Below are 26399 nucleotides of genomic sequence, written 5' to 3'. Positions count from 1 at the left end.
GGTTACACGCGGTCCGGCGCGATCGGCATGTCGACGTCGCCGCTGATGAACTTGGTCGGACCGTCGGCGTTCGGGGTGATGTCGAAGTCGAAGATCTGCGTCGGCAGGAACAGGGTGGCGCAGGCGTTGGGCACGTCGACGACGCCGCTGATATGCCCCTGCACCGGTGCGGTGCCGAGAATCGAATAGGCCTGGGCGCCGGAATAGCCGAACTTCTTCAGATATTCGATGGCGTTCAGGCAGGCCTGCCGATAGGCGACGTGGACGTCCAGGTAATGCTGCTCGCCCGCTTCGTCGACCGAGATGCCCTCGAAGATCAAATAGTCGTTGTAGGTCGGGACGATCGGGCTCGGCTTGAAGATCGGGTTCCTGATGCCGTACTTCGCCATGCCGTCCTTGATCAGGTTCACCTTCAGATGAGCCCAGCCGGCCATCTCGATGGCGCCGCAGAAGGTGATCTCGCCATCGCCCTGGCTGAAATGGAGGTCGCCCATCGACAGGCCGGCGCCCTTCACATAGACCGGGAAATAGATGCGCGATCCGCGCGACAGGTCCTTGATGTCGCAATTGCCGCCATGTTCGCGCGGCGGCACGGTGCGGGCGCCTTCCGCCGCCGCCTTGTCTCGGGCGTCGCCCTTCAGCCGGCCCATATGGGCGGTCGGCGCATAGGGCGGATTGGCGAGGCCGGGGACGCGGGTCGGGTTGGTGTCGATCAGCGCCTGCTCGCGCTTGTTCCACTTGGCCAGCAGGTCGTGCGACGGCAGGCAGCCGATCAAGCCGGGGTGGATCAGCCCGGCGAAGCGCACGCCGGGGATGTGGCGCGACTTGGTGAACATGCCCTCGAAATCCCAGATCGACTTCTGGGCCAGCGGAAAATGCTCGGTCAGGAAGCCGCCGCCATTCTGCTTGGAGAAGAAGCCGTTGAAACCCCATTGCTGCTGCGGGAAGGCGCCGATGTCGAGCAGGTCCACCACCAGCAAGTCGCCCGGCTCCGCCCCTTCGACGCCGACTGGACCGCTGAGGAAATGCACCTGGCTGAGATCGACGTCGCGCACGTCGGCGGCATCGTCGTCGTTTTTGATCTGGCCGCCGGTCCAGTCGTAGCATTCCAGGATGAAATCGTCGCCCGGCTTCACCGTCACCGCCATCGGGATGTCCGGGTGCCAGCGGTTGTGGATCATGTCGTTTTCATAAGGCGTCTGCGAAAGGTCGACCTTGATCAGGGTGTCAGCCATGGTTTGCTCTTCCTTCTTGTGGACTGATTTCAAGGGATGGTGGGTTTCGGCGCGTCACACCGACAGCAGCCGGGCGACCTTGGCCTCGTCGATGGCGTCGCGGCTGTCCTCGTGGACGATCTCGCCGTTCTCGATCACCAGCACGCGGTCGGCGATGTCGAGCGCGAAGCTCAGCACCTGTTCGGACACGATGATGCTGAGGCCCTTCTCGTCGCGGATGCGGCGCAGGGTGCGGGCCATCTCGCGGATGATCGAAGGCTGGATGCCTTCGGTCGGCTCGTCCAGCAGCAGAACCTTGGGCTTGGTCGCCAGCGCGCGGGCGATGGCGAGCTGCTGCTGCTGCCCGCCCGACAGGTTGCCGCCGCGCCGGCCCTTCATCTCCAGCAGCACCGGAAACAGTTCGTAGAGATCGCCGGGAACGCTGCGCCCGCCATGGACGCTCAGCCCCGTCTTGATGTTCTCCTGCACCGTCATGGTCGGGAAGATCATGCGGCCCTGGGGGACATAGGCGACGCCCTTCGCCACCCGCTCGTAGCTCTTCAGCCCGGTGATGTCGCTCTCGCCGATGCGGATGGCGCCGGAGCGCGCCGGTACGATGCCCATCAGCGACTTCATCAGCGTGGTCTTGCCCATGCCGTTGCGGCCCATGATGGCGACGATCTCGTTCGGCGCCACCGCGAAGTCCAGGCCGTGCAGAACCTCGCTCTCGCCGTAGGACACGCGGAGTTGATTGACGGACAGCATCTGTTGATCCCCCGCTCAATGGCCCAGATAAATCAATGGCCGAGATAGACTTCGACCACCTTGGGGTCGTTCTTCACCCGCTCCATGCTGCCTTCCGACAGGATCTTGCCCTGGTGCAGCACAGTGACGCGGTGGGCGATGTCCTCCACAAACTTCATGTCGTGCTCGATCACCAGCACCGACCGGTTCCGGATGATGCGGTTCAGCAGTTCGGCGGTCTTCTTGCGCTCGTTCACGCTCATGCCGGCGACCGGCTCGTCCAGCATCAGCAGTTCAGGGTCCTGGATCAGCAGCATGCCGATCTCCAGCCACTGCTTCTGCCCGTGGCTGAGATATTCGGCGCGCTGGTCGAGATGGTCGGCCAGGAAGATCATTTCGGCGATCTCCGCCACCCGCTCGCGCACCGCGGCGTCGCGTTTGAAGGCCAGCGCGCCGAACACAGTGCGGCCGCGGGGGTAGGAGATCTCCAGATTCTCGAACACCGTCAGGTCGTCGTAGATCGACGGGTTCTGGAACTTGCGTCCGACGCCGGCCTTGACGATCTGATGCTCCTTCATCGCCGTCAGTTCCCGGTTGCGGAACTTGATGGAGCCGCCGGACGCCTTGGTGCGCCCGCAGATCAGGTCGAGCACCGTGGTCTTGCCGGCGCCGTTCGGGCCGATGATGACGTGGATCTCGTTGCTGTCGACGTAGAAGGACAGGTCGTTGACCGCCTTGAACCCGTCGAAGGACACGGTCAGCCCTTCGACCGCCAGCAGGTAATCGGTGGGGTTCGCCATGGCTCTGCGCCCTCCTCAATCGGCGGCGGTGTGGGGCGGGATGATGGGGGCGCCGCTGCTCGCGGCATCCGACCGGCGGGTGGTCAGCCGGCGCAGCCGCGGGGCGATGAACTGCTGGTAGAGCCCGGCGAGGCCATTGGGGAACACCATCACCACGCCGATGAACAGCGCGCCCATGGCGAACAGCCACAGCTCCGGAAAGCTTTCCGACAGCATCGTCTTGGCCCAGTTGACCAGCAGCGTGCCGTAGACCGCGCCCAGCAGCGACAGACGCCCGCCGACCGCGCAGTAGATGACCATCTCGATCGACGGCACGATGCCGACGAAGGACGGCGACATGAAGCCGACCTGCAGCGTGAACATCGCCCCGCCCACCGCCGACAGCGCCGCCGCGAAGCAGAAGACGAAGATCTTGAAGTTGGCGACGTCGTAGCCGGAGAAGCGGACCCGGTCCTCCTTGTCGCGCAGCGCCACCAGGATGCGGCCGAGCTTGGAGCGGCGGACGTAGACGCACAGCAGGATGCAGCCGATCAGCAATGCGGCGTTGACGAAGTAGAGCACCAGCTTCGCCTCGTCGGTGCGGATGTCCCATCCCTTCAGCGTGCGAAGATCGGTGATACCGTTGATGCCGCCTGTGTAGCCCTGCTGGCCGACGATCAGGATGGTCAGGATGGCGGCGAAGGCCTGGGTGATGATGGCGAAATAGACGCCGCCGACCCGCCGCTTGAACATCGCCAGTCCGACGATGAGGGCCAGCAGCGCCGGAACCGCCACCACCGCGATGCTGGCAAAGGTCAGGCTGTGGAACGGCTCCCAGAACCAGGGCAGTTCCTTCAGCTGGTTCCAGTCCATGAAGTCCGGGATGCCGGGGGTGGACTGGATCTTGGTCGCCTCGGGGCTAGAAGCCTCCAGCTTCAGGAACATCGCCATGCAATAGCCGCCGATGCCGAAGAAGATGCCCTGCCCCAGCGACAGGATGCCGGCGCTGCCCCAGCACAGCACGAGGCCGAGCGCCACGAAGGCGTAGGTCAGGTATTTGCCGACCATGTTCAGCCGGAAGATGTCGAGCCCCAGCGGCAGGACGATGACCAGCAGAGCGGCCAGCAGCAGGATGCCTGCGATGTCGCCGTCCATACGCCCGAGAAGGCGGCTTTGAAGGGTGCGCGTCATGGTCAATGGCTCCTCAGCGGCGGACTTTGAGGACGAACAGGCCCTGCGGGCGCAGCATCAGGATCACGACGACGGTCAGCAGCGTCAGCACCTTGGCGGTCGAACCGCTGAGGAAGAACTCCAGCGTCGATTGCGCCTGGCTGATGGTGAAGGCGGACGCGATGGTGCCGATCAGGCTCTGGGCACCGCCGAATACCACCACCAGGAAGGTATCGACGATGTAGAGCTGGCCCGATGTCGGACCGGTGGACCCGACCATGGTGAAGGCGCTGCCCGCCACCCCGGCAATGCCGCAGCCGAGACCGAATGTGTAGCGGTCGACCTTCTCGGTGTTGATGCCGACGGCGCCGGCCATCACCCGGTTCTGCATCACCGCCCGCACGCCCTGCCCCCAGCGGGAGCGGAACATCACGGCATAGATCACGACCGTGATGGCGATGGTCAGGCCCATGACGAAGAGGCCGTTGATCGGCACCTCGATGGTGTCGGTGACGGCGACCGATCCCATCAGCCAGTCCGGCAGCACCACGCCGACCTCCCGCGCGCCGAAGACGGAGCGGAAGATCTGCTGCAGGATCAGGCTCAATCCCCAGGTCGCCAGCAGCGTGTCGAGCGGGCGGCGGTAGAGGAAGCGGATCATTCCCCATTCGACCAGCATCCCCAGCGCCCCGCTGGCGAAGAAGGCCAGGACCATGGCGACGAAGAAATAGGCCGGGAACAGCGCCGGCATGTAATTGGAAATGAAGGTGGAGCAGAGATAGGTCACATAGGCGCCGAGGATCATGAATTCCCCGTGCGCCATGTTGATGACGCCCATCTGCCCGAAGATGATGGCGAGGCCAAGCGCCATCAGCACGAAAACGGAAAACAGGATGAGCCCCGCGAATCCCTGCATCGCAAAGATCGACCCGAGCTCGGCCAGGCTGTAGCCCTCGAACATGATGGGAACTCCCGTCACACTTGCCCCCACCCCGACCCTCCCCCGCTCTCGCAGGGGAGGGGGACAGGAGCTTTGTCAACGCTCTAGCGGAGTTCCCTCCCCCGCCCAGCTCTCGCACAAAGCTTTGCTTTGTGCTGACGCGGCAGGCGGACCATAGGTCCGCTGAGAGCGGGGGAGGGTCAGGGTGGGGGTCTAACGCCACCCATCCTCACTCCCCCTTACTGGTAGCCCTTCGGGAACGGGTTCGGCTCGATCAGGTCCGCCGTTTCGTAGACCACGTCGAACTGGCCATCGGTGCGGGCGCGGCCGACGCGGGTCTTGCTCCACAAGTGATGGTTCTCATGGACGCGGACATAGCCTTCCGGTGCGCCGGTGAACTCGATGCCGGCCGACGCGGCGGCGATCTTGTCGACATCGAAGCTCTGGGCCTTCTCCGCCGTCAGCTTCCACAGCCAGGGGCCGAGATAGCCCGCCTGGGTCACGTCGCCGATGACGCTTTCGCCGCCCCACATCTTCTTGAAGGCGGCGACGAACTTCTCGTTGTTGGGGTTCTTCAGCGACTGTAAATACTTCATGCAGGCATAGGCGCCGGCGATGTTCTCGCCGCCGATGCCCAGCATCTCGTCCTCGGTGACGGAGATGGTCATCAGCGTCTGCTTGTTCAGGTCGATGCCGGCGGCCTTCATCTGCTTGTAGAAGGCGACGTTGGAACCGCCCACGACCGAGGCGTAGATCACGTCCGGCTTGGTCAGCTTGATCTTGTTGATGACCGAGTTGAACTGGGTGTGGCCGAGCGGGAAATACTCCTCGCCCACCACCTTCTGGCCCTTCATCTCGATGTGCTTGCGGGCGATCTTGTTGGAGGTGCGCGGCCAGATATAGTCGGAACCGATCAGGAAGAAGGTCTTGGCCCCCTTCTCCTTCGTCACCCAGTCGAGCCCGGCGAGGATCTGCTGCGTCGCTTCCTGGCCGGTGTAGATGACGTTCTTCGACTGCTCCAGCCCCTCGTAGAAGGTCGGGTAGTAGAGCATGCCGTTATACTGCTCGAACACCGGCAGCACCGCCTTGCGCGAGGCAGACGTCCAGCAGCCGAACACCGCCGCCACCTTGTCCTCGACCAGCAGCTTGCGCGCCTTCTCGGCGAAGGTCGGCCAATCGCTGGCGCCGTCCTCCTGGATCACCTCGATCTTGCGGCCCAGCACGCCGCCCATCTCGTTGATCTGGGCGATGGCGAGCTTCTCGGCCTGCACCGAGCCGGTTTCCGAAATCGCCATGGTGCCGGTGGTGGAGTGCAGGATGCCGACCTTCACCGTGCCGTCGGTGACCGCCAGCTTCGTCGTGTTAACTGCACTGGTGGGCAGCGCCTGGGCCAGCGCGCCGCGCGGCAGCAGTGCGACGGCCGGCAGCGCTGCCATGCCGAGGAGGAGCTTGCGGCGGAGCGGCGACGGAATGCCGCCGTTGAGCTTGTCCGCATCCATCTTGTCAGAGGACATGAAACCTCCTGATGTTTGGCCGTTATCGCCCTGCAAAAGGTCGCCGGCCAACGAGCGCGGCCCTTTTCGAAAGGCGGAATTTTTGGGGAGTTGGCGGAGCGATCCGCGACTGGACGGTCCGATGGTTGGCCGATCGGTGCAGCGCAGCAATACGTGGATTTGCGTATAGGGGTGCCGGCCGGCAAATGGTTATACACTGGCATCAGTCTGAAGACGGCCGGGCACTCGCAACCACCGAGAAGCGAGTGGCCTGCCCGTGTCTTCGCGCAGAAGACCAGCACTCTTTCGTCTTGTTGTTCTTCCGATTTGTTTTTGTCAGACTGCGTAATCTGGGGCATTTACTACAGATCAGGGCCGTAGCAGCAGAAAGAAATAATCAGTGTAGCAAACATTCTATCGGGAGGATGAATGGGGCCGATGGCGGGGCGCCAGAGGGTGGTCGCGGTCCGGCGGACCTACAACAGGTGGGTTGCCAACCAGACGCTCGAGGATTACGCGCTGCGCTTCACCGCGCGCAAGGCGCGGCGCTGGTCGCCGTCACGGGTCGCCAACACCGCGCTGGGCTCTATCTCATTCCTGGCGCTGGAGGCCATCGGCGGGTCGATCACGCTCGGCTACGGCTTCACCAACGCGGTGCTCGCCATCCTGGCCGGCGCCCTCCTGATCTTCGCCAGCGCGCTTCCCATCAGCTACTACGCCAGCAAATATGGCGTGGACATGGATCTGCTGACGCGCGGCGCCGGCTTCGGCTATATCGGCTCCACCATCACCTCGCTGATCTACGCCTCCTTCACCTTCATCTTCTTCGCCATCGAGGCGGCGATCATGGCGACCGCGCTGGAGATGGTGCTCGGCCTGCCGCTCGCCGCCGGCTATGTGGCCAGCTCGCTCGTGGTGATCCCGCTGGTCGCCTACGGCTTCACGGTCATCAGCCGCATCCAGCTGTGGACACAGCCGCTGTGGCTGGCGCTGCATGCCCTGCCCTTCCTGTTCATCGCCATCCAGGACGACGGCGCCTTCACCGCCTGGACCGGCTTCACCGGGCGGGCGGCGGAAACGGGCGGCGGCGGTTTCGACCTGATGCTGTTCGGTGCCGCGGCGTCGGTGGTGTTCTCGCTGCTGGCGCAGATCGGCGAACAGGTCGATTTCATCCGTTTCCTGCCCTATGACCCCGATGCCCGGGGACGCAGAAAACTGTACTGGTGGGCGGCGCTGGTGGCGGCCGGACCGGGCTGGATCGTCATCGGCACGATCAAGCTTCTGCTGGGATCCTTCCTGGTGGTGCTGGCGCTGCAGAACGCGGTGCCGCTGGAACTGGCGGCGGAGCCGACGCGGATGTACCTCGTCGCCTTCCAGTATGTGACGCCGTCGCCGCAGCTGGCGCTGGGCCTCACCGGCCTGTTCGTCGTGCTATCGCAGCTGAAGATCAACGTCACCAACACCTATGCCGGCTCCATCGCCTGGTCGAACTTCTTCTCGCGCCTGACCCACAGCCATCCCGGCCGGGTGGTGTGGGTGGTGTTCAACGTCGTCATCGGCCTGATGCTGATGGAACTGGGCATCTACAAGACGTTGGAACCGGTACTGGGGCTCTATTCCAACGTCGCAGCCTCGTGGATCGGCGCTCTGGTCGCCGATCTGGTGGTGAACAAGCCGCTGGGCCTCAGCCCGCGCCATGTCGAGTTCAAGCGCGCCCACCTCTACGACATCAACCCGGTCGGCGTCGGCGCCATGCTGCTGGCGACGATCCTGTCGATGCTGGCCTTCCTCGGTGCGTTGGGGCCGACGCTGAAGGTCTGCGCGCCCTTCCTCGCCTTCGCCACCGCCTTCATCGCCGCACCCGCCATCGCCTGGGCGACCCGCGGCGACTATTACATCGCGCGCCGTCCCTTCGACGACTGGAACGGGGAGGAGGCGATCCGCTGCCGCATCTGCCAGCACGCCTTCGAGCCGGACGACATGGCCTTCTGCCCGATCTATGCCGGGGCGATCTGCTCGCTCTGCTGTTCGCTGGACGCCCGCTGCGGCGACGGCTGCAAGCGCGACGCCCGGCTGGGCGTTCAGCTGCGCAACGCACTGGATGCCGTGCTGCCGGCGAGGGCCGCGACGGCGCTCAAGGCGCGGTTCGGCCATTATCTGGCGGTGCTGCTGATGCTGGGGCTGGCAGTCGGCGCCGTGCTGTCGCTGGTCTATGTCGAGGTCGCGTCCGTGAACGCGGAGGCGCAGGCGCTGATCCGCAGCACGCTGTGGAAGGTCTTCTTCATCCTGATGATCGTGGCCGGCGTCGCCACCTGGCTGTTCGTGCTGGCCCGCGAAAGCCGCAAGGTGGCGCAGGAGGAAACGCGCAGGCAGACAGACCTGCTGATGCAGGAGATCGAAGCGCACGAACGCACCGATGCCCAGCTGCAGAAGGCGAAAGAGGCTTCGGAGGCGGCGAACCTCGCCAAGAGCCGCTATCTTGTCGGCATCGGCCACGAATTCCGCACGCCCTTGAGCGCCATCTTCGGCTATTCGCAGATGCTGGAGCGCGATCCCGCCATGCCGCCGCATCGCGTCGACGCCGTCCGCGTCATCCGGCGCAGTGCGGAGCATCTGTCCGGCTTGCTCGACGGGCTGCTGGACGTATCGAAGATCGAAAGCGGCCGGCTGCAGTTGAACCGGGCGGAGGTCCGCTTCGGCGAACTGCTCGACCAGCTCGTCGGCATGTTTCGCCTTCAGGCGGAGGCCAAGGGCATCGCCTTCCGCTTCGAGGCGCCGGAGGAACTGCCGCCGGTCGTCTTCACCGACGAAGGCCGCATCCGCCAGATCCTGATCAACCTGCTGTCCAACGCCATCAAGTTCACCGATGCGGGCACGGTCTGCCTGCGCGTGCGCCACCGCAGCCAAATCGCCGAGTTCGAGGTGGAGGACACCGGCCCCGGCATCGTTCCCGAGGACCGCGAGCGCATCTTCCAGCCGTTCGAGCGCGGGTCGGCCGCCAACCCGATGGTGCCGGGCATGGGACTCGGGCTGACCATCACCAAGCTGCTGACCGAGGTGATGGGCGGCGAGATCACCGTGACCAGCACCCCTGGCAAGGGCAGCCTGTTCCGGGTGCGGCTGATGATGTCGGCGGCGATGCTGTCCACCGCCGCCGCCCAGCCCGACCATCCGATCCGCGGCTATCGCGGACCGCGCCTGAGCGTGCTGGTCACCGACGACGACCTCGCCCACCGCAACCTGCTGGCCGACCTGCTGGCCGAGCTGGGCTTCGCCGTGTTCAAGGCGACCGACGGTCCGAACTGCGTCGCCATGGCGGAACTGCACCGGCCGGACATCCTGCTGCTCGACATCTCCATGCCCGGCATGAACGGGCTGGACGTGGCCCGGCACCTGCGCGCCACCGGCCATGGCGACACCACCATCGTCCTGGTGTCGGCCGACACGCGGGAGGACCGTTCCGCCCCCGCTCCCGGCCAGCCGCATGACGGCTTCGTCGCCAAGCCGGTGTCCATCCCGAGGCTGCTGGCCTGCATCGGCCGGCTGCGCGGCATCGAGTGGGAGTATGAGACAACGGCCGGCACCGACGACGGCCCGCCGGTCTTCGCCGCGTCGGAGCTGCCGCCGCAGCACCACATTGCCGAGCTGATCCATCTCGGCCGCATCGGCTATGTCCGCGGCATGCAGGCCAAGCTCGCCGAGATCGCCGCCGCCCATCCGGAGCTGGACCGCTTCGTCGGTCGCATGCGCACGCTCGTCAACAACTACGACCTGAACCAGTATATGGCCGCGCTGGAGGCGGTTTACCGCGATGACAGCCATGACGAACCCAGCCATGACGATGAAATCCGCAACCAAACCGCGTGACGTCGTCCTCGTCGTCGACGATTCGCCGGAAGCCCTCAGTTTCCTGACCGACGCGCTGGAGGAGGCCGGCGTGACCGTGCTGGTGGCGCTGGACGGCCGCAAGGCGCTGGCGCTGCTGGAGCAGGTGACGCCCGACGTGATCCTGATGGACGCCATCATGCCGGGGCTGGATGGCTTCGAGACCTGCCGCCAGCTGAAGCGCAACAGCCAGGTCGCCCATGTCCCCGTCATCTTCATGACCGGCCTGACCGAAACCGAACATATCCTGAAGGGCTTCTCGGCCGGCGGCGTCGATTACGTCACCAAGCCCATCATCGCCGAGACGCTGATCGCCCGCATGTATGCCCATCTCGCCAATGCCCGCGTGGCGCAGAGCACGCGGGCGGCGCTGGACGTGACCGGCCGCACACTGTTGGCCGCCAACCTCAAGGGTGAGGTGCTGTGGTGCACACCGCAGACCACCCGCATGCTGGAGGCTGCCTTCGGGGCCGATACGGGAAGCGGAGTGTCCCTGCCGGAGGAGGCACGGCGCTGGCTGGCCGAGCGGCAGGCCGGCGGGTCGGGCAGCGGATCGGGACGCAAGGCGGACAGCGTGGTGATCGCCACCGGGACGGACGGCCGCAGCCTGCGCCTCAGCCCGGTCGGCCAGACCGGTCCCGACGAGATCCTGCTGCAGCTGGTGGAGGAGAGCGGCGCCGGCGATGACGCCCTGCTGAAGGACAAGCTGTCGCTGACCGCACGGGAGGCGGAGGTGCTGATGTGGATCGCCAACGGCAAGCCCAACCGCGACATCGCCGAGATCCTGGGCCTCAGCCCCCGCACGGTCGACAAGCATCTGGAACAGATCTATGCGAAGCTCGGCGTCGAGAACCGCGCCGCCGCCGCCGCGATGGCGGTGCGCACGCTGAACGGGCGGTAGGCGTGCCGCCTATGAGTCCTGCCGGGAAGCGGTTCGTTCCCGAACACGGTAACGGACGGGGCGTTCAATCCTCCGCCAGGTTGCCGTAGAGCTGTTGCAGGGTCGCGTTCAGCTTGCCGATCTGCGATTCCGACATCCCGTCGAAGCTGCGGGCGAACAGCCTTTCCGTCGCCTCCTGAATGCGTTCGACCAGCGCATGGCCGGCCGGCGTCATCGTCACTTCGGTGACGCGGCCGTCGTCGGCATTGGTGCCGGTGTCCACCAGCCCTTCCGCCTTCATGCGGTAGACGATGCGGGTCATCGTCGACAGCTTGACGATGGCGTGGGTCGAGATCTCCGAAATGCTCGACGTGCCGTGCGTCTTCAGGATGAACAGCACCCGCCAGGTCGGGATGTCGGTGCCGATCCGTTTCAGCGCCGTTTCCATCTTCTGCGTGTAGATGCCCTGGACACGGGCAAGCCAGTAGAAGGGGAATTCCTCGACCTTGAATTCGGGGTCCGACGGGATGTAGCGGCGAAGCTTTTTCGTAATGGCCATGATGCCCAATGTCTGTCCAGCGTTTGGCGAGGCCGGGGCCCTGTTGTACCAATCGCCGGTTGGCTTGCCAAACGCCTTGCGGCGGCGCGACCGCTCACCAGCCCGGCCCGCGTTCCGCCCGCATCTTGCGCACCATGGCGTCGAAGAACTTCACGGCGAAGCCGCTGTCGCGGATCAGCATGGCGGTCAGGTCGCTGCATTTCTGCCGGACCTCGGTCGACAGCTCCACGTCCTCGCCGCGCATGCTGTCGGCCAGCGTCTGGATCTCGGCGGCGCGCTGCACCGTCCACAGCAGGAAGAAGGTCTTGGCGATGCTGGACTCGCCCACCGCGATGCCGTGGTTGCGCAGCACCAGGACATGCTTGTCCCCAAGGCTCTCCAGCATGCGCGGCTTCTCGTCGGCGAACAGGGTGATGCCCTCGAAGGCATGGTAGCCGACGCGGCCGTACAGCTGGGCGCCGTAGAAGTCGTTGTGCGAGAAGGCCTGCTTCTTCTGCACGATGGCCGACACCTCGGTGGTGTGGGTGTGGATCACGCAATGGATGTCGGCCCGCGCCTCGTGGATGGCGCTGTGCAGGGCGAATCCGGCCGGATTGGCGTCATAGGGCGACGGCTCCAGCTTCTCGCCGTCCAGCCCGACCTTCAGCAGGTTGGCCGGCGTCACCTCGGTGTAGTTCAGCCCGAACGGGTTCACCAGATAATGATGCGCCGGCCCCGGCAGGCGGGCGGAGATGTGGTTGAAGATCGTCTCGGTCCAGCCCATGAACTCGACGAGGTGATAGCAGTCGGCCAGCTGGCAGCGCAGCGCCCACTCCTCCTCGCCGATGTGATCGGGCCGGACGACGCTGTTGTGGCCGAGCTTCGGCGCGGTGGCGGTCGCGGTCATCATGCTTTGCGGTCCTCTTCGGATGGAGGTTACAGGCCCATGGCGGCGCGCAACGCGCTGTCGCTCTTGAAGCGGGCGAGGATGGCGATGTTGCGGGTCAGCGGCATGGACAACCCCTGCAGTTCGGCCAGTTCGATGACGGCCTCGCAGATGGCGGAGAGTTCCAGCGGCAGCCCCTTCTCGAAGTCCTGGAGCATGGAGGTCTTCACCGGCCCCATCCCGGCCCCCATAGCCAGCAGGGACGCCGGGTCCAGCTCGATCCGCGCGCCATAGGCGGCGGCGGTCAGCAGCGCTTCCGACAGCATCAGGCGGGCGATCTGCGACAGCGACGGGTCGCCGTAGATGTCCTGCAGCGTCGCCCCCGACACCACTGACAGCGGGTTGGAGCTGAGATTGGCGATCACCTTGGTCCACAAGGGATCGCGCACCCGCTCGCTCGCCTGGGTGTGGATGCCGCAGGCGGTCAGCATGGCGGCGGTGCGGGCGAGGCGTTCGCTCGGGCGGTGGTCGATCTCGCCCAGGATCAGCTTCAGCGGGTTGAAGCTGCGGGCGACGCCGGGCGCCATCCGCTCCGCGGTGATGTAGGCGATGGCGCCGATCACGCGGTCAAGCGGCACCAGATCCTTCAGCGCGCCGTCGGGATCGACCGAGCGGACGGCGCGGCCCTGGTGGCGTCCGCCCTCCCCCTCGAAATACCACCAGGGGATGCCGTTCACCACCGGGACGACCAGCGTGTCCGGCCCGATCATCGGCCGGGCAGCACGCACCAGCGGCAGCAAATCCTGCGCCTTGGCGCAGAGGAACAGCAGGTCCGGCTGTCCGAGATCCTCCGCCGGCCCGGCCTCCACCCGCACATGATGCTCGCCCTCGCGGTCGGTCAGGTGCAGCCCGTCCTGCCGGATGACATCCAGCGTCGCCCCGCGGGCCAGCACGCCGACCCGGTGGCCGGCCCGGGCGATGCGCACCGCCAGAGTGGTGCCGATGGCTCCGGCTCCGGCGATCCCGACATGCCAGCGCCCGGCTTTTGAACCCTCTCGCCAGTCCGGCTCCGTCATGAGGCGAGCATCTCCTGATGCTTGCCGGCCATGCCGAGATAGGCCGCCACGACGCGCGGATCGTGCGCCAATTGCGACGCCGGTCCCTCCATGGCGATGCGCCCAAGTTCCAGCACATAGGCGTAATCGGCGACGCGCAGGGCGGCCCGCGCGTTCTGTTCGATCAGCAGGATCGACACGCCCTTGCTGCGCAGTTCCGCGATGATGCGGAAGACTTCGCGCACGATCAGCGGCGCCAGCCCCAGCGACGGCTCGTCCAGCATCAGCAGCTTCGGCCCGCCCATCAGGGCGCGGGCCAGCGCCAGCATCTGCCGCTCGCCGCCCGACAGGGTCGCCGCCATCTGGCCGCGCCGCTCCTTCAGCCGGGGGAACAGGACGTAGAGTTCCTCCATCGCCGCGTCCTGCTCCCGCTTCGACCGCGAATGGAAGCGGAAGCCGCCGAGCCGCAGATTGTCCTCCACGCTCATGCTGGCGAACAGCGCGCGTTTTTCCGGCACGAGGCTCATGCCGCGCGCCACCATGTCCTGAATGGCCGGCGATTGTCCGTCCTGGCCGAGAAAGCTGACCCGGCCGCGCGACGGCAGCACGCCCATGATGGCGGACAAGAGCGTCGTCTTGCCGGCGCCGTTCGGGCCGATCACGGTGACGATCTGTCCCTCGCCCACCCGCAGGCTGGCGTTGCTCAGCGCCTCGATCTTGCCGTAGGAGACGCAGAGGTCGGTGACCTCCAGCAGCGGCGCGCTCATTCGACACCTCCAAGATAGGCTTCGAGAACGGCCGGGTTGGTCTGGATCGTCTCGGGCGGCCCCTCGGCGATGCGCTCGCCGAACTCCATCACATAGACGCGGTCGACCAGCCCCATGACGAAGTCCATGTCATGCTCGACCAGCAGGATCGCCATGCCTTCCGACCGCAGCTTGACCAGCAGTTCGGCCAGCGCCTGCTTTTCGAGAAAGCGCAGGCCGGCGGCCGGCTCGTCCAGCAGCAGCAGGCAGGGATCGGCGCAGAGCGCGCGGGCGATCTCCAAGATGCGCTGCTGGCCGAGCGCCAGGCTGCCCGCCTCGGCGTGAAGATATTGACCGAGCCCGACGCGAACCAGCTGGCGGCGCGCCTCGTCCAGAAGCCGCGCCTCCTCGGCCCGGTCCAGCCGCAATGCTGCGGCGGCGACGCCCTTGGAGCCGCGCAGATGGGCGCCGATGGCGACATTCTCCAGCACGCTCATTGTGGGGAGCAGCTTGACATGCTGGAAGCTGCGGCTGAGGCCGGCGCCGGCCATGGCGCGGGCGGTGCGGCCGTCGATGCGCTCGCCGCGGAACAGAATCTCGCCGGAGGTCGGGTGGTCGACGCAGGAGAGCTGGTTGAACAGCGTGCTCTTGCCCGCCCCGTTCGGGCCGATCACCGCCAGGATCTCACCGGCCCGTACGGTGAAGCTGATGTCGCGGTTGGCGACCAGCCCGCCGAAGCGGCGCGTCACGCCCTTGGCCTCCAGCACCACCTCGCCCTTTTGCGGCATCGGCCGGCGGGGCAGCGGTTCGGCAATCGGCAGGTCAACGCCGTCCGCTACACCCGTTGGCCGGCGCCGCCGCTCGAACGCCTTGGCGATCCAGCCGGCGATGCCGCCGGGCAGGCGCTGCATCAACAGCACGATCAGCAGGCCGAAGACGATGGCTTCGAAATTGCCGGAGCGGCCCAGCAGGTGCGGCAGCAAATCCTGCAGCCATTGCTTGGCGAAGGTGACGGAAGCCGCGCCAATCACCGCGCCCCAGACCTGCCCCACCCCGCCGATCAGCGCCATGAACAGGAAGTCGATGCCCGCCTGGAGGCTGAAGGGGGCCGGGCTGACGAAGCGCTGGGTGTAGGCATAGAGCCAGCCCGCCAGCCCGGCATAGAGAGCGGCGACCAGGAAGGCCGTCATCTTGGCGCGGAAGCTGTCGACGCCCATCGATTCCGACATGCGCTGCCCGCCGCGCAGCGCGCGGATGGCGCGGCCGACGCGGGAGTCCAGCAGGTTCAGCGTCGCCACCACCGCCAGCAGCAGGATCGCCCAAATCAGGTAGAATAGCGCCTCCGCCTTATCGAAGGCGATGCCGAACAGGTTCAGCGCCGGGATGCCCGACAGGCCGGTGTGGCCGCCGAGGAATTCCAGATTGCCGAACAGGTAGAACAGCGACAGCCCCCAGGCGATGGTGCCGAGCGGCAGGTAATGCCCCGACAGCCGCAGCGTCACCGCCCCCAGCACCGTCGCGATGGCGAGCGTCAGCACCAGCCCCACCGCCAGCCCGGCCAGCGGCGACCCCGCCATCCAGGCGAGCGGCCCCGGCAGGTCGGCGGCGGACACGGTGGCGAGATAGGCGGTGGCATAGGCGCTGACGCCGATGAAGGCCGCCTGTCCGAAGCTGGTCATCCCGGCGACACCGGTCAGCAGGACGAGGCCCAGCGTCGCCAGTGCGAAGATGCCGATGTTGTTGGCCAGCGTGACCTGATATGTCGGCAGAACCAGCGGGGCGACCGCCAGCACCGGCAGCAGGGCCAGCAGGATCCAACCGGACGGCGACAGTCTGGGCATCGAAACGATTGGCCTCGCAGCGGGAGTTTTCGACAGCACGCCGGGCTTCATTCCTCGTCCTCCGCGCTGTGGTGGGAGAGGGAGCGCCAGACCAGCACCGGAAGGATCAGCGTGAAGACGATCACCTCCTTGTAGCTGCTGGCCCAGAAGGTGGAGAAGGATTCGGCCTGCCCGATCAGCAGGGCGCCCAGCGCGGCGACCGGGTAGCTCGCCAGCCCGCCGATGATGGCGCCGACGAAGCCCTTCAGGCTGATGATGAAGCCGCTGTCGTAGTAGATCGTGGTGATCGGGGCGATCAGGATGCCCGACAGGCTGCCGATCAGCGCCGCCAGCGCGAAGCTGGCCTTGCCCGCCAGTTCCGGCGAGATGCCGACCAGCTCGGCCCCAAGCCGGTTGACCGCGGCGGCGCGCAGCGCCTTGCCGTACAGGCTGCGCTCGAAGAACAGGTAGAGGCCAAGGATCAGGCCCAGCGATACCGCCACCACCCAGATGGTCTGGCTGTTCAGCATCACCATGCCCAGACGCAGGCCGCCGTCGGAGAAGGGCTCCGTCCGTGCGCCCTCCGGCCCGAACATCAGCAGGCCGACGCCGACCAGCACGACATGCACGGCGATGGAGACGATCAGCAGAACCAGCGGGTGCGCCGCGGCGATCGGCTGGTAGAAGACGCGATAGAGCGCCAGCCCCAGCGGCACGATCAGCGCCATGGTGACCAGCGCCTGCAGCGCGACGCCGGCATCGGCCAGCGGCAGCAGCGTCGTCAGCGCGGTCAGCCCCGCGGCATAGGCGAGACCCAGCGCCGGCCCGCGCCGCACGGCGATGCGGCCGTCGCGCCGCCATGCGGCGTGGCTGTCCATGACCAGCGCGGCGGCGGACAGCGCCAGCAGCAGCCAGCCAAGCCGGACCGGGGTTCCGCCCTGCATCGCCGCCATGGTCAGGGCGGCGAAGGCGACGAACTCGCCCTGGGGTATCAGAAGGATGCGGGTCACCGTGAAGACCAGCAGGATCGACAGCGCCAACAGTGCATAGATGGCGCCGTTGGTGATCCCGTCCTGGCCCAGCAGCATGACGATCTGGAGGTTCATGACCGGTATCCCTTCGCTCCGGCGGCGACCCGGGAGTCAGACTCTGGGCCGGGACCGCCGCCGGATCACTTCACGAGGTCATCTCACGGGCGGTGCGCCGCACGGCTCACTTCACCAGCGTCCACTTGCCGCCGGACACGGTGATCAGCTCCCGGCCGCGCTCGTCGAAGCCGCTGTGGTCGGCGGCGGTCAGGTTGTAGACGCCCTGGGTCGCAGGCAGCTCCTTCACCTGTTCCAGCGCGTCGCGAAGCGCGGTACGGAAGGCGGCCGCCCCCGGCTCCCCGCCCTTCAGGGCGACGGGGATGGCGCGCTCCAGCAGCAGCCCGGCGTCATAGACGTTGGCGCCGAAGGTGGCGGGCTTGGAGCCGTTCTGCTTCTCGTAGGCCGCGACATAATCGCCGGCGATCTTCTTCGACGGATGGCTGTCGGACACCTGGTCCAGCACCAGCATCAGGCTGGCGGCCAGGATCGTGCCCTCCACCTTCTTGCCGCCCAGCTTCAAGAAGTCGGGCAGCGCCGCACCATGCGTCTGGTAGATCTTGCCGCGATAGCCCTGGTCGTAGAGCGTCGTCTGCGGCAGGACCGAGGAGCTGCCGGGGGCGGCGATCAGCACCGCGTCGGGCGAGGCCGACAGGATCTTCAGCCCCTGCGCGGTCAGCGAGGTGTCCTGCCGCTGGAAGCGCTCGCTCGCCAGCAGCTTGATGCCGCGCTTGGCCGCACCCTCGCCGAACACCTTCTGCCAGTTGTCGCCATAGGGATCGGCGGTGCCGATGAAGCCGACCGACTTGATGCCGGCCTTTTCCATATGGGCCAGCAGCGCCTCGGCGATCAGGTCGTCGTTCTGGGTGGTCTTGAACACCCATTTCTTCTGCTCGGTCATCGGCAGAACCACGGCGGCGGTGCCGACCGGGGCCAGCATCGGCACGCCGGCCTCAGCGGCGAACTGGATCACGCCCATGGCGTTGGGCGAACCGGACGGGCCGATGATGGCGTCGACCTTCTCCTCGGTGATGAGCTTCTTGAAGGCGGCGACGGTGGCCGTCGGGTCGCTGCCGTCGTCGAGCGTGATGTACTGCACCGTCTGGCCGCCGACGCTGGCCGGCAGCAGAGGCACACTGTTCTTCTGCGGAATGCCGACCAGCGCGATGGGGCCGGTCGAGGAGGTCACCACGCCGACCTTCACCTGCGCATCGGCCGGCAGGGCGGCGCCCACCGCGAACGCCCCGAACAGCAGCGAAACCGCCAGCTTCTTTGCAATCACCACACCCTCCATTTCGTGTTGCCGCCATTTCGTGTAGCCGTCTGACCTGGTCCGACGGGCTTTTCGCCGCCGAACCCGCCGGGCCGGTGCGGCCGGCTCCAGAAGGAGCCCCCTGCCGCCCAACCTCTTGTTCTGTCGAAAGGAACAAAGCAAAGACCGCGCCAATGAAAACGGCGGCGCCGCCGCGTCAATCAGTCAATACAGCAACAATAGAAGATACAAACATTTATCAGATAACCCGCAGGAACGAAGATCGGAAGGACATGAGGAAACGAAGACGCTTCCGCATCACACCGGCCAATATTGCCCGGCAGCTTTGTTCTTTTGGGGGTTCGATGGCGTCGACACCACGCACCACCGGTGAAATCCTGTGGTGGTCACGTCCGGTGCCGGCCGCTCTTGTCGCCCATTAAGCCAGAGTTCCGTGAATCCGCAATCGAATTTTCAAGAAAAATTGCCCATTTTTTGGCACTCGAATGCATGCTTTGCAGGCGAACTCCCACCAAGCACGGCGATCAGGTACTTTGGAATGAGGCCTTATCCGAAAAGTACGAAGTTTTGAAAAACTCCTTTTCTATCAGCGTGATGAAGAAAGCCCCCCGTCGATCCCGTTCCGCTTGCCCGCCCGCGTCGCCGCCAAAGCACTGCTCGGATTTTGTGCTTTGCCGCCAAAAATTATTTTTCCAAAGTCAATTGACTATTCACGTTTCTCGCCGTTAGGCTTCGGTCATCCCATCCACCCTGAACGGCTCCGATCCCGACGGCGTATGACAAGCCCGGTGTCGTGTGAGTCCTCGGGGAATCCGGTTCGACCGGGGAAGGCATTGCCCATGACCATCTTCGTTCAATCGCTCGACCTCGCCGGCGACGCCACCAACCGCGACGCGGCGCCAACGGTCGCGATCAAGGACAGCATCGACATCGCCGGCACGCCGACGCGCGCCGGCAGCCGGTCGCTGGACGACGCTCCGCCGGCCGCGGAAAACGCCGAAATCGTGGACAATCTGCTCGCCGCCGGCTGGCGGATCACCGGCAAGACCACGATGCACGAACTGGCCTTCGGCACCACCGGCATCAACCGCTGGGCGGGCACGGCGCCGAACCCGAAATTCCCCGACTTCGTGCCCGGCGGGTCGTCCAGCGGTTCGGCAGCGGTGGTCGCCGCGGGCTTGGCGGATGCCGCGATCGGCACCGACACCGGCGGCTCCGTCCGCATTCCCGCCGCCTGCTGCGGCGTGTTCGGGCTGAAGCCGACCTTCGGACGGGTCAGCCGCCGAGGCGCGATGCCGGCCAGGAGCACGCTGGACTGCGTCGGCCCATTCGCCACGGACATGGACCGGCTGGTCGCCTGCATGGCGGCCATCGACCCGACCTTCGGACCGCTGCCGGCCATCGATGGCGTTATCATCGGCCTATTGGAAACGGACGCCGACGACGGGATCACCGCCACCGTGCGTGCCGCGGTCGAAGCCGCTAGCCTCCCGATGGAACCCGTCGCCCTGAACGGCATGCACGCCGCCTTCGAGGCCGGACTGTCGGTCATTAATGTCGAAACCTGGGCCGCCTGCGCCGCCCTGGTGGTAACCGGTCTGGTGGGCGAGGACGTGGCGTTCCGCCTGCGCAACGCCGCCCGCACCACGGCGGAGGATCTGGCCCGCGCCGAAACGGTCCGCACCGCCTTCACCGCGGAGGTCGATGCGCTGCTGGCGCGGGTGCCCATCATCGCGCTACCGACCATGGCCGGTCCGCCGCCGCTGGTGGCGGATGCCGGCGACACCAGCCGGCTGGTCCGCATGACCACGCTGGTCCGCCCCTTCAACCTGTCCGGCCACCCGGCCATCGTCATTCCGCTCGCCCCCGTCGGCGGCGCGCCGGCCAGCCTGCAGCTGGTCGCCGCCAAGGGCGCGGACGAGCTGCTGTGCGCGGTCGCGGCCCACATCGCCGAGCGATTGCCCGGTCCAACCTAGCCGCTTCAGGACCAACACCCCATTCCCCGACGCCATGGACGGAGCCGCGCTCCGAATGCGGACGCGCGCCCTCCCTCCATCCCTTGCCATGGAGATCCCGATGTTGGTGACTCTGCCCGCGCAGACACAGGACGGCGGCCGGAGCTTCGACGACGCTCTGCTTGCGGAGCTTCTGACCGAGATCCGCAGCCGACGCGCCGAATTCGAACAGCAGCAGTTCATCTCCCAGGACATCGTCGAGCGCTACCGCGCGCTCGGCGTCTACCGCGCCCTGGTCGCCCGGCGCTTCGGCGGCGACGAACGCTCACCGGCCGAATTCTGCCGGGTGGTGGAGCGCATCGCCGAGGCGGACGGGTCCGCCGGCTGGGTCGCCAGCTTCGGCATCGGCGCGGTCTATCTGTCGGCCCTGCCGCTCGACACGCTGCGCAGCCTCTATGCCCGCGGCCCCGACCTCGTCTTCGCGGGCGGCATCTTCCCGCCGCAACCGGCGGTCTTCGTCGATGGCGGCCTGAAGGTGAAGGGTCGGTGGAGCTGGGCCAGCGGCTGCATGGGCGCCGACATCGTCGGCGTCGGCATCGCGCCGAAGAACAGCGACGGCACCGGCGGCCTGCCGCGCATGGCGGTGATGCCGCGCAGCGCGGTGAAGATCGAACGCAACTGGGATGTCGTCGGCCTGCTCGGCACCGGCAGCCACGACCTCATCGTCGATGATGTGGTGGTGCCGGAGGAATGGACCTTCGTGCGCGGCGGCAAGTCGGCGCTGGACGAACCGCTCTACCGCTATCCGACGCTGGCCTTCGCGGCGCAGGTCCTGTCGGTCGTCTCGCTCGGCATCGCCCGCGCCGCCTTGGACGAGCTGCGCTCCATGGGCTCCCGAGCGTCGGTCACCGGCGCGCCCAAGCTGGGCGAGCGCGTCGCCTCCCAGCTTGAGACCGCGAAGCTGGAGGCCGAGCTGCGCGCCGCCCGCTCCTGGTTCTACGGCGCCATCGACGAGGTGTGGCAGTGCCTGCTTGCCGGCGACGATCCGGCGCCGGATCAGGTCAGCATGCTGCGCCTGTCCGCCACCCACGCAACCCGCACCGCCGCCGAGGTGACGCGCCGGGCGCAGATGCTGACCGGCATGGCCGGCGTCTATGAGCACTGCCCGATCGCGCGGCAGGTCCGCGACGTCCAGATGATCACCCAGCACGCCTTCCTCGGCGACGTCACCTACCAGAACGCCGGCGCCATGCTGTTCGGCCTGTCCCCCCTGCCCGGCTATCTCTGACCCCCACCCCGGAGACCTTCCATGAGCGACAAGAAGCCCCTGCGCGTTCTGTTCTGCATCGGCGTCAACCAGAACTTCTTCGACGCGACGGCGGAAGAGGCCAAGCAGGTCTGGGGCGCCTTCTCCAGCATGATGCGCGGCATCGGCGAACTGCCGGGTGTGACGGTTCTGGGCAACATGGACGACGACCAGATCATGGTCGGCCCGTCCACCAACTGGCCCTGGACCACCTATGTGCTGGCCGACGTGCCGGACATCGAGACGGTGACCGCCGCCTGCAACCTGTTCCGCGTCACCCCTGTCGGCGACGGCACCTTCAAGCTGTGGAAATACTGCCGCGTCGAGGCTCGCGTCGGCCGCGAGTTGGTGATCCCGCAATGACCGCCGCCCTCCCCGCCGAAGTCCTCGATCTGCAGGCACGCCTCGCCCGTTTCGAGGCGGAGGCCGCCGTCCGCGCTTGCATGACGCGCTACATGGCGCTGTGCGACGCGCTGACCCCGGCGACGCCGTTGGACGAGCTTGCCGGCCTGTTCACGCGCGACGCGGTGTGGGAGGGCATCGGTGAGAGATACGCCAAGACCTTCGGCCGGATCACCGGCCGCGCGGCCCTGCGGGAGATGTTCGCCAGATACATGGTCGAACCCTCCCACTTCGCGCTGAACGTGCATTTCCTGACCTCCGAGCTGATCCGGACCACCGGTCCGGAATCGGCGGCGGGCAGCTGGATCATGCTGCAGACCTCGACCTTCGCCGCCGGCGGATCGCACCTGAACGCCGCCCGGCTGACGGTGGATTTCCGCCTGGAGGAGGGTGCCTGGCGCATGAGCCATTTCCGCACCGAAAACCTGTTCAGTCGCCCGGTCGACGGCTGGAACCGCCCCGACCCGGTTCCGGTCCCGGAGTGATCCCCCTTCCTCTCCGCCCCCAAGACGGAAAGACCATAGCAATGGCCATTGACCTCAAAGCTCCGCCCGCCTCCCCTACGGCAGCGTCGCGCGACCTTGCCGAGCTCGTCCGCGCCGACCGCGCCCACACCTCTCTCTACACCGACCCGGCGATCTTCGAACAGGAGATGGACCGCATCTTCGCCAACTGCTGGGTCTGGGTCGCCCATGTCAGCGAGGTGAAGGAGGCCGGCGACTACAAGTCCACCTATGTCGGCCGCCAGCCGGTGGTGGTGGTGCGCGACCGCAAGCAGAAGATCCACGTCCTGCTGAACCGCTGCCGCCACCGCGCCGCCACGGTCTGCGAGGAGAAGAGGGGCCGGACCAACAGCTTCGTCTGCCCCTATCACGGCTGGAGCTACGGCCTGGACGGCAGTCTGCGCGGCGTGCCGCATCCGGAAAGCTACGGCCAGTGCCTCGACAAGGGCGAATATCCGCTGAAGAGCCTGCGGGTCGAGGAATATGCCGGCATGGTCTTCGCCACCTTCCGCGAAGACATCGAACCGCTCGCTGATTGGCTCGGCCCGGCGAAGAAGTGGATGGACCTGTTCATGAAGCAGGGCGGCGGCTATCCGATCAAGGTGGCCGGCGAGCACCGCTTCCGCTTCCCCGGCAACTGGAAGATCCAGCTGGAGAACACCACCGACGGCTATCACTTCCCGGTCGTCCACAAGTCCTTCCTGTCCTCGGTCGACGAACAGACCGAACGCATGCTGGACTTCGTCAACGGCCCTGGCTTCGTCGAGGATCTCGGCAACGGCCACAGCGTCATGGTGATGATCCCCGAGCTGGTGGATCTGGAGGAGAACCTCGACGCCCCCATCCCCGCCCGCTTCGAGGAGTTGGCCGAGGAACTGCGCAAGGAGGGGCATGACGAGGCCAAGGTGCGCCGCATCGTCCGCGCCGTCGGCGGGTCGGGCTTCAACCTGAACCTGTTCCCCAACATCGCCTGTTCGATGGCCTTCTTTCGCGTGCTGCGCCCGGTGTCGGTGAACGAGACCGAGATCCACCACGCCGTCATCACCATGGACGGCGGCCCCGCCGCCGCCAACCGCGCCCGCCTTCGCCTGCACGAGCACTTCCAGGGCCCGATGGGCTTCGGCACGCCCGATGACTCGGAAGCGTGGGAGCGTGTGCAGAAGGGCGCCCAGGCCGGCACCGACCTGTGGATCCTGCTGAACCGCGGCCTGCCCGGCGAGCGCATCACCGAAGACGGCCGCGCCGGCGACGTCAGCGCCGAGACCGGCATGCGCGCCGCCTACCAGCAGTGGAAGAAGCTGATGACGGAGTGAGGGGGTGGCAGTGATGCCCCCACCCTAACCCTCCCCCGCTTCGCAGGGGAGGGAACTGCCGCCACTTTCCCACATCAGCGCCTACTCCCTCCCCCGCATCGGACGGACCTTCGGTCCGCCGAGAGCGGGGGAGGGTCGGGGTGGGGGCAAGACTTCGCCACCCCCTGACACCCCCCGGAGACACACCCCATGAACACCCAACTCCTCACCGAGGTCAGCGCCTTCCTTTGGCAGGAGGCCGACATGCTCGACCACCGCGACTATCAGGACTGGCTGGCGCAATGGACCACCGACGGCCTCTACATCGTGCCGATCGATCCCGAGGCAACGGACCTCGCCGACCGGCTGAACTACGCCTATGACGACGCCGACATGCGCGCCAAGCGCGTCGCCCGCCTGACCAGCGGCGAGTCCGTCTCGACCCAGCCGGCCTCGCGCACGGTGCGCTCGCTGTCGCGCTTCCGCATCCTGGCCGACGACGGCGCCGCCATCACGGTGCGCGCCGCCCAGCATCTGCGCGAGTTCCGCAAGGAGACGCTGCGCGACTACACCGCCGACGTGACCTACGAACTCGCCCGCAGCGGTGACGGCTTCCGGCTGAAGAGCAAGATCGTCCGGCTGGTGAACTCCACCGACGCGCTGCACAGCATCGGCTACATCCTCTGACAGGAGTCCACGGGATGGCACAGGTCGCACTCGTCACCGGCGCGGCCCAGGGGCTGGGCCGGGTCATCGCCGAACAGTTCCTCGCCGCAGGCTACCGCGTCGCCCTGACCGACGTCGCGGAGGACGCGGTACGGGAGACGGCGGCAAGCCTGGATCCGTCAGGCGAGGCGGTGCTGCCGCTGGTGCTCGACGTCACCCGCAAGGCGGATTTCGCTGCGGCGCTCGACGCCGTGCTGGCCCGCTGGGACGCGCTGCATGTGGCGGTCAACAACGCGGCGATGACGCCGATGACCCCGGTCATGCAGATCACGCCGGAGGAATTCGACGCGGTGCTGACCGTCAACCTGCGCGGCACCTTCCTCGGCTGCCAGGTGTTCGGCGCCCATCTGGCGAAGGCCGGCTACGGCCGCATCGTCAACATCGCCTCGCTGGCCGGGCAGAATGGCGGCACGGCGTCGGGCGCGCATTACGCGTCCTCCAAGGCCGGCATCCTGACGCTGACCAAGATCTTCGCCCGCGAACTGGCGGCCGGCAACGTCACCGTCAACGCCATCGCCCCCGGCCCGATGGAGCTTCCCTCCGTCCGCGCCTCGGTTCCTCCGGAACGGCTGGAGACGCTGATCGGCATGATCCCGGTGAAGCGGCTGGGCAACCCCGCCTTCGTCGCCCGGATGGCGGTGGAGCTGGCATCGCCGGATGCGGATTTCACCACCGGTGCGGCCTGGGACATCAACGGCGGCATCTTCATGCGCTGAGGAAAGACGGTCATGACGACGCAAGACACGCTGACGCTGACGGTGGCCCGCCGCCGGGTCGAAGGGAACGGGGTCCTGCTGCTCGACCTCATCGACAGGACCGGCAACCCGCTGCCGCCCTTCGAGGCCGGGGCGCATGTCGATCTGCATCTGGCGCCGGGTCTGGTCCGGCAATATTCGCTGTGCGGCGATCCGACCGACCGCAGCCGCTACCGGCTGGGCATCCTGCGCGACCCCGCCTCCCGCGGCGGCTCGGTCGCGGCGCATGACCGCCTGCAGGAGGGGACGGAGGTCGCAGTCGGCCTGCCGCGCAACCTGTTCCCGCTGGCGGCGGAGGCGGCCCATTCCATCCTGATCGGCGGCGGCATCGGCATCACCCCGATGATCGCCATGGCCCACGCCCTGGCGGCGGCGGGCGGCAGTTTCGAGCTGCATTACTGCGGCCGCAGCCGCGACGCCTGCGCCTTCCTGGGCGAACTGGCCGAAGCGGCGTTCCGCGACCGCAGCGCGCTGCATCTCGACGACGGCCCGTCCGGCCAGCGCCTCGACCTGCCCACCCTGCTCGGCAGCGCGCCCGCCGGCACGCACCTCTATGTCTGCGGCCCGACCGGCTTCATGGACTGGGTGATCGGCGAGGCGACGCGCCTCAGCCTACCCGCCGAGCACATCCACCGCGAATATTTCCAGGCGGAGGTCGCCACCGGCGGCGGTGCCTTCGAGGTGGTGGCGAAGCGCAGCGGCAAGACCGTGCAGGTGGCGGAGGACGAAACCATCGTCCAGGCGCTCGGCCGCATCGGCATCAAGGTGCAGATGTCCTGTGAGCAGGGCGTCTGCGGCACCTGCCTGTGCACCGTGCTGGAGGGCACGCCCGACCACCGCGACGTCTTCCTGACCGACGAGGAGAAGGCCGACAACGACCAGATCCTGCTCTGCTGCTCGCGCGCCCGCACCGACACGCTCGTCCTCGACATCTGAGACTAAGGACTTCCCC

23 protein-coding genes are annotated in these 26399 nt (G+C 66.9%); 10 read left to right on the top strand and 13 right to left on the bottom strand.

What is annotated here, in order from left to right; translation table 11 throughout:
* Positions 1-2 precede the first annotated feature (2 nt).
* The 6 genes from fmdA to urtA all read right to left on the bottom strand — a co-directional run bounded on the left by fmdA (position 3) and on the right by urtA (position 6361).
* Positions 3-1235, bottom strand: a complete 1233-nt coding sequence (gene fmdA, locus ACWPKK_RS18875; protein WP_452007183.1) for a formamidase — start codon at positions 1233-1235, stop codon at positions 3-5.
* 54 nt (positions 1236-1289) lie between these two features.
* Complete coding sequence (urtE, locus tag ACWPKK_RS18870) at positions 1290-1979, bottom strand: urea ABC transporter ATP-binding subunit UrtE (protein ID WP_452007181.1); 690 nt, start codon at positions 1977-1979, stop codon at positions 1290-1292.
* 32 nt (positions 1980-2011) lie between these two features.
* The gene (gene urtD / locus ACWPKK_RS18865) at positions 2012-2758 is read right to left on the bottom strand and encodes an urea ABC transporter ATP-binding protein UrtD (RefSeq protein ID WP_194914313.1); all 747 of its coding nucleotides are present in this window, start codon (positions 2756-2758) and stop codon (positions 2012-2014) included.
* Between the two features lie 15 nt (positions 2759-2773).
* Positions 2774-3892 carry an urea ABC transporter permease subunit UrtC gene (gene urtC, locus ACWPKK_RS18860; protein WP_452008192.1) on the bottom strand — a complete coding sequence of 373 codons (1119 nt, stop codon included), beginning with the start codon at positions 3890-3892 and terminating at the stop codon, positions 2774-2776.
* A gap of 49 nt (positions 3893-3941) precedes the next feature.
* A complete protein-coding gene (urtB, locus tag ACWPKK_RS18855) occupies positions 3942-4868 on the bottom strand; it encodes an urea ABC transporter permease subunit UrtB (RefSeq protein ID WP_452007179.1) in 927 nt (308 codons plus the stop codon).
* 218 nt (positions 4869-5086) lie between these two features.
* Positions 5087-6361, bottom strand: coding sequence for an urea ABC transporter substrate-binding protein (gene urtA, locus ACWPKK_RS18850; RefSeq protein ID WP_452007177.1), 1275 nt, complete (start codon positions 6359-6361; stop codon positions 5087-5089).
* A gap of 417 nt (positions 6362-6778) precedes the next feature.
* Here urtA and ACWPKK_RS18845 point away from each other — a divergent pair, with 417 nt between their 5' ends.
* Both ACWPKK_RS18845 and ACWPKK_RS18840 read left to right on the top strand, forming a co-directional pair.
* Positions 6779-10207, top strand: coding sequence for a hybrid sensor histidine kinase/response regulator (locus ACWPKK_RS18845; RefSeq protein WP_452007175.1), 3429 nt, complete (start codon positions 6779-6781; stop codon positions 10205-10207).
* Positions 10176-11126 carry a response regulator transcription factor gene (locus tag ACWPKK_RS18840; protein ID WP_452007173.1) on the top strand — a complete coding sequence of 317 codons (951 nt, stop codon included), beginning with the start codon at positions 10176-10178 and terminating at the stop codon, positions 11124-11126. The genes ACWPKK_RS18845 and ACWPKK_RS18840 overlap by 32 nt, the downstream gene beginning before the upstream one ends.
* 64 nt (positions 11127-11190) lie before the next feature.
* On the opposite strand, the gene ACWPKK_RS18835 is transcribed toward ACWPKK_RS18840, so the two are convergent.
* The 7 genes from ACWPKK_RS18835 to ACWPKK_RS18805 form a co-directional block, all read right to left on the bottom strand.
* Entirely contained in the window at positions 11191-11664 is a 474-nt protein-coding gene (locus ACWPKK_RS18835) for a MarR family winged helix-turn-helix transcriptional regulator (RefSeq protein WP_149224079.1), read from the bottom strand.
* 94 nt (positions 11665-11758) lie between these two features.
* On the bottom strand, positions 11759-12553 hold the full coding sequence (locus ACWPKK_RS18830; RefSeq protein ID WP_452007171.1) for a class II aldolase/adducin family protein: 795 nt from the start codon (positions 12551-12553) through the stop codon (positions 11759-11761).
* A gap of 26 nt (positions 12554-12579) precedes the next feature.
* Positions 12580-13605 carry a ketopantoate reductase family protein gene (locus tag ACWPKK_RS18825; RefSeq protein WP_452007169.1) on the bottom strand — a complete coding sequence of 342 codons (1026 nt, stop codon included), beginning with the start codon at positions 13603-13605 and terminating at the stop codon, positions 12580-12582.
* On the bottom strand, positions 13602-14351 hold the full coding sequence (locus tag ACWPKK_RS18820) for an ABC transporter ATP-binding protein (protein WP_324870678.1): 750 nt from the start codon (positions 14349-14351) through the stop codon (positions 13602-13604). The genes ACWPKK_RS18825 and ACWPKK_RS18820 overlap by 4 nt, the downstream gene beginning before the upstream one ends.
* Complete coding sequence (locus ACWPKK_RS18815; RefSeq protein WP_452007166.1) at positions 14348-16171, bottom strand: branched-chain amino acid ABC transporter ATP-binding protein/permease; 1824 nt, start codon at positions 16169-16171, stop codon at positions 14348-14350. Before ACWPKK_RS18815 ends, ACWPKK_RS18820 begins: the two co-directional genes overlap by 4 nt.
* Before the next feature lie 47 nt (positions 16172-16218).
* Entirely contained in the window at positions 16219-17256 is a 1038-nt protein-coding gene (locus tag ACWPKK_RS18810; RefSeq protein WP_452007164.1) for a branched-chain amino acid ABC transporter permease, read from the bottom strand.
* Between the two features lie 106 nt (positions 17257-17362).
* Positions 17363-18517, bottom strand: coding sequence for an ABC transporter substrate-binding protein (locus ACWPKK_RS18805; RefSeq protein WP_452007162.1), 1155 nt, complete (start codon positions 18515-18517; stop codon positions 17363-17365).
* Positions 18518-19347: 830 nt separating this feature from the next.
* On the opposite strand from ACWPKK_RS18805, the gene ACWPKK_RS18800 reads away from it, so the two are divergent.
* The 8 genes from ACWPKK_RS18800 to ACWPKK_RS18765 all read left to right on the top strand — a co-directional run bounded on the left by ACWPKK_RS18800 (position 19348) and on the right by ACWPKK_RS18765 (position 26383).
* Complete coding sequence (locus ACWPKK_RS18800) at positions 19348-20484, top strand: amidase (protein WP_452007160.1); 1137 nt, start codon at positions 19348-19350, stop codon at positions 20482-20484.
* A gap of 100 nt (positions 20485-20584) precedes the next feature.
* Complete coding sequence (locus ACWPKK_RS18795; protein ID WP_452007158.1) at positions 20585-21751, top strand: acyl-CoA dehydrogenase family protein; 1167 nt, start codon at positions 20585-20587, stop codon at positions 21749-21751.
* Between the two features lie 21 nt (positions 21752-21772).
* Complete coding sequence (locus ACWPKK_RS18790) at positions 21773-22132, top strand: hypothetical protein (RefSeq protein ID WP_324870672.1); 360 nt, start codon at positions 21773-21775, stop codon at positions 22130-22132.
* Positions 22129-22656 (top strand): nuclear transport factor 2 family protein, encoded by a 528-nt coding sequence (locus ACWPKK_RS18785; RefSeq protein ID WP_452007155.1) that lies wholly within the window; start codon positions 22129-22131, stop codon positions 22654-22656. Before ACWPKK_RS18790 ends, ACWPKK_RS18785 begins: the two co-directional genes overlap by 4 nt.
* A gap of 41 nt (positions 22657-22697) precedes the next feature.
* Positions 22698-23987 (top strand): aromatic ring-hydroxylating oxygenase subunit alpha, encoded by a 1290-nt coding sequence (locus ACWPKK_RS18780; RefSeq protein ID WP_452007153.1) that lies wholly within the window; start codon positions 22698-22700, stop codon positions 23985-23987.
* 189 nt (positions 23988-24176) lie between these two features.
* Positions 24177-24653: an aromatic-ring-hydroxylating dioxygenase subunit beta gene (locus tag ACWPKK_RS18775; RefSeq protein ID WP_452007151.1), complete on the top strand. Its 477-nt coding sequence runs from the start codon at positions 24177-24179 to the stop codon at positions 24651-24653.
* Between the two features lie 14 nt (positions 24654-24667).
* Entirely contained in the window at positions 24668-25408 is a 741-nt protein-coding gene (locus ACWPKK_RS18770) for an SDR family NAD(P)-dependent oxidoreductase (RefSeq protein ID WP_452007149.1), read from the top strand.
* A 12-nt stretch (positions 25409-25420) separates the two neighbouring features.
* Positions 25421-26383: a PDR/VanB family oxidoreductase gene (locus ACWPKK_RS18765; protein WP_452007147.1), complete on the top strand. Its 963-nt coding sequence runs from the start codon at positions 25421-25423 to the stop codon at positions 26381-26383.
* Positions 26384-26399 lie beyond the last annotated feature (16 nt).

Source organism: Azospirillum largimobile (assembly GCF_977007025.2).
Note: the sequence above shows the minus strand (reverse complement) of the source record. Positions and strands in the feature narration are given on the sequence as shown.

What these genes read in the sequence shown, in the direction of transcription:
- ACWPKK_RS18775 (WP_452007151.1), top strand. Translation starts at nt 24,177, where the DNA reads ATGAACACCCAACTCCTCACCGAGGTCAGCGCCTTCCTTTGGCAGGAG.
- ACWPKK_RS18780 (WP_452007153.1), top strand. Translation starts at nt 22,698, where the DNA reads ATGGCCATTGACCTCAAAGCTCCGCCCGCCTCCCCTACGGCAGCGTCG.
- ACWPKK_RS18815 (WP_452007166.1), bottom strand. Translation starts at nt 16,171, where the DNA reads ATGCCCAGACTGTCGCCGTCCGGTTGGATCCTGCTGGCCCTGCTGCCG.
- ACWPKK_RS18800 (WP_452007160.1), top strand. Translation starts at nt 19,348, where the DNA reads ATGACCATCTTCGTTCAATCGCTCGACCTCGCCGGCGACGCCACCAAC.
- ACWPKK_RS18770 (WP_452007149.1), top strand. Translation starts at nt 24,668, where the DNA reads ATGGCACAGGTCGCACTCGTCACCGGCGCGGCCCAGGGGCTGGGCCGG.
- urtD (WP_194914313.1), bottom strand. Translation starts at nt 2,758, where the DNA reads ATGGCGAACCCCACCGATTACCTGCTGGCGGTCGAAGGGCTGACCGTG.
- ACWPKK_RS18845 (WP_452007175.1), top strand. Translation starts at nt 6,779, where the DNA reads ATGGCGGGGCGCCAGAGGGTGGTCGCGGTCCGGCGGACCTACAACAGG.
- ACWPKK_RS18830 (WP_452007171.1), bottom strand. Translation starts at nt 12,553, where the DNA reads ATGATGACCGCGACCGCCACCGCGCCGAAGCTCGGCCACAACAGCGTC.
- ACWPKK_RS18795 (WP_452007158.1), top strand. Translation starts at nt 20,585, where the DNA reads ATGTTGGTGACTCTGCCCGCGCAGACACAGGACGGCGGCCGGAGCTTC.
- ACWPKK_RS18840 (WP_452007173.1), top strand. Translation starts at nt 10,176, where the DNA reads ATGACGATGAAATCCGCAACCAAACCGCGTGACGTCGTCCTCGTCGTC.
- urtC (WP_452008192.1), bottom strand. Translation starts at nt 3,892, where the DNA reads ATGGACGGCGACATCGCAGGCATCCTGCTGCTGGCCGCTCTGCTGGTC.
- ACWPKK_RS18825 (WP_452007169.1), bottom strand. Translation starts at nt 13,605, where the DNA reads ATGACGGAGCCGGACTGGCGAGAGGGTTCAAAAGCCGGGCGCTGGCAT.
- ACWPKK_RS18790 (WP_324870672.1), top strand. Translation starts at nt 21,773, where the DNA reads ATGAGCGACAAGAAGCCCCTGCGCGTTCTGTTCTGCATCGGCGTCAAC.
- fmdA (WP_452007183.1), bottom strand. Translation starts at nt 1,235, where the DNA reads ATGGCTGACACCCTGATCAAGGTCGACCTTTCGCAGACGCCTTATGAA.
- ACWPKK_RS18810 (WP_452007164.1), bottom strand. Translation starts at nt 17,256, where the DNA reads ATGAACCTCCAGATCGTCATGCTGCTGGGCCAGGACGGGATCACCAAC.
- urtE (WP_452007181.1), bottom strand. Translation starts at nt 1,979, where the DNA reads ATGCTGTCCGTCAATCAACTCCGCGTGTCCTACGGCGAGAGCGAGGTT.
- ACWPKK_RS18835 (WP_149224079.1), bottom strand. Translation starts at nt 11,664, where the DNA reads ATGGCCATTACGAAAAAGCTTCGCCGCTACATCCCGTCGGACCCCGAA.
- ACWPKK_RS18785 (WP_452007155.1), top strand. Translation starts at nt 22,129, where the DNA reads ATGACCGCCGCCCTCCCCGCCGAAGTCCTCGATCTGCAGGCACGCCTC.
- ACWPKK_RS18820 (WP_324870678.1), bottom strand. Translation starts at nt 14,351, where the DNA reads ATGAGCGCGCCGCTGCTGGAGGTCACCGACCTCTGCGTCTCCTACGGC.
- urtB (WP_452007179.1), bottom strand. Translation starts at nt 4,868, where the DNA reads ATGTTCGAGGGCTACAGCCTGGCCGAGCTCGGGTCGATCTTTGCGATG.
- ACWPKK_RS18765 (WP_452007147.1), top strand. Translation starts at nt 25,421, where the DNA reads ATGACGACGCAAGACACGCTGACGCTGACGGTGGCCCGCCGCCGGGTC.
- urtA (WP_452007177.1), bottom strand. Translation starts at nt 6,361, where the DNA reads ATGTCCTCTGACAAGATGGATGCGGACAAGCTCAACGGCGGCATTCCG.